We start from the raw sequence: 1,410 nt of genomic DNA, 5'->3' as shown, positions 1-1,410 counted from the left end.
GGCGGCCTTAGGCCCCAAGAGCGAGGCAAAATAACCCGCCAAAGCGGCCAGAGCGCCTTTAAAACGCCCATCCGCCTCGTGCGCTAAATATCGACTCCCATGCAAAACCCTCACAAGGGGAGAAGGGGTATTCACGGCTTATGGATGAAGGCGGCGCCGAGGATCGGGCCGGGCATGCCGTCCTTGCCGACCGACTGCAGCAGCACCGCGCAGCCGCCTTTCTTGGCGATCTCGGTCAAAGGCAATTCGTAACGCTGGGCCTTGCCGTGCCACATGCCGGCGGTCTGGATGTCGGAAACCGCGTTCCAGTAGGTCAGGCTGCGGCCGCTGTTCTCGCCCTGGCCGATCTTCACCATCTGCGGCGGGTCGAAATAGACGATCACCACATGGGCATCCGCCGGGCCGTTGCCGGCATCGCCGGCGTCGATCATGACGCGGTCGCTGGTGCGGCTCACCTTGATCGCGACCCGCATGCCGTCGCCGGTCCTGTCCATGCGGGCCAAGGCGCCGTCGACATCCTTGCGGCTGGCGCCGTTGACGTGACTGCGGCCATTGATGACGGCTTGCGGCGTATAGACCGAGCGGCTGCCGAAGGCGCGCATATAGTCATATTGCCGCTCGGTGTTCTCCTTGGTGCTCAGCGTGTCCTGCCAGCCGAGATAGTCCCAGTAATTGACGTGGTAGGCGAGCGCGATGATATCGTCCTTGCCGGCGAGCTCGGCGAAGAACTCGTCCGCCGGCGGACAGGAGCTGCAGCCCTGGCTGGTGAACAATTCGACCACGCCCAAGGGCCTGTCGATTTGGGGCTTGTCGGTCTGGGGCTTCTCAGGCTCGGCTGCAAGGGCCACGCCGCCCAACGCCGTAAGGGCCAGCGCTACTGCCGCAAGCCGCAATCGTCCTCGAAATGCCATGACTTTTCCAATTCCCGCCGGTAACGCCGGCTTTGTTCTGATTGCTAAAATATGTGGCAGAAGCGGCGGTCAACGGGAAGTCACGTTGCGGTGAAATTTTTGCTGTTGCAGCCGCAGGTAAGGGCGCAATAGGAGAGCGTTTGCATTTCAAGGCGCGGTTCGATTCGGGAGCAGCATCCCCGCCATGTGGCAAACTCTCCTGACCCCTGTCGATCTTTATTGCGAACGGACGGGATCAGGACTTTGGGCCGAGTCGGCTAATGCTTTGACCAACCTTGCTTTCATTGCCGCGGAACTGTTGGGCGCCCGGCAAGTGCGGCGATACAAGACCGGCACCTTCGCCGAGGTGCTGGCCTGGTGGATGGTCGTGATCGGCATCGGCTCGACCCTGTTCCTCGCCAGCAAAAGCACGATCTGGGCCGACATCCTGCCGATCGCCGGTTTCACGCTGGCCTACACGCTGTTCAACCTGCGCCCGAAGGGAGTAGGGGAGTAAGGC

1 protein-coding gene and 1 pseudogene are annotated in these 1,410 nt (G+C 62.1%); one reads left to right on the top strand and one right to left on the bottom strand.

The features are described 5' to 3' along the window. Nucleotides 1-131: 131 nt before the first annotated feature. Nucleotides 132-911 carry a thioredoxin family protein gene (locus EOA28_RS35680; RefSeq protein ID WP_127252882.1) on the bottom strand — a complete coding sequence of 260 codons (780 nt, stop codon included), beginning with the start codon at nt 909-911 and terminating at the stop codon, nt 132-134. Between the two features lie 184 nt (nt 912-1,095). On the opposite strand from EOA28_RS35680, the pseudogene EOA28_RS35675 reads away from it, so the two are divergent. Then, a pseudogene (locus EOA28_RS35675) lies at nt 1,096-1,386 on the top strand (hypothetical protein); the annotation flags it as partial. Between the last annotated feature and the right edge of the window lie 24 nt (nt 1,387-1,410).

The organism is Mesorhizobium sp. M2A.F.Ca.ET.067.02.1.1 (genome assembly GCF_004023285.1).
GTDB lineage: Bacteria > Pseudomonadota > Alphaproteobacteria > Rhizobiales > Rhizobiaceae > Mesorhizobium.
This window is presented reverse-complemented; position numbering and strand designations above follow the sequence as displayed.

Excerpts from the sequence above, each read along its gene's own strand:
- EOA28_RS35680 (WP_127252882.1), bottom strand. The coding sequence starts at position 911 with ATGGCATTTCGAGGACGATTGCGGCTTGCGGCAGTAGCGCTGGCCCTT.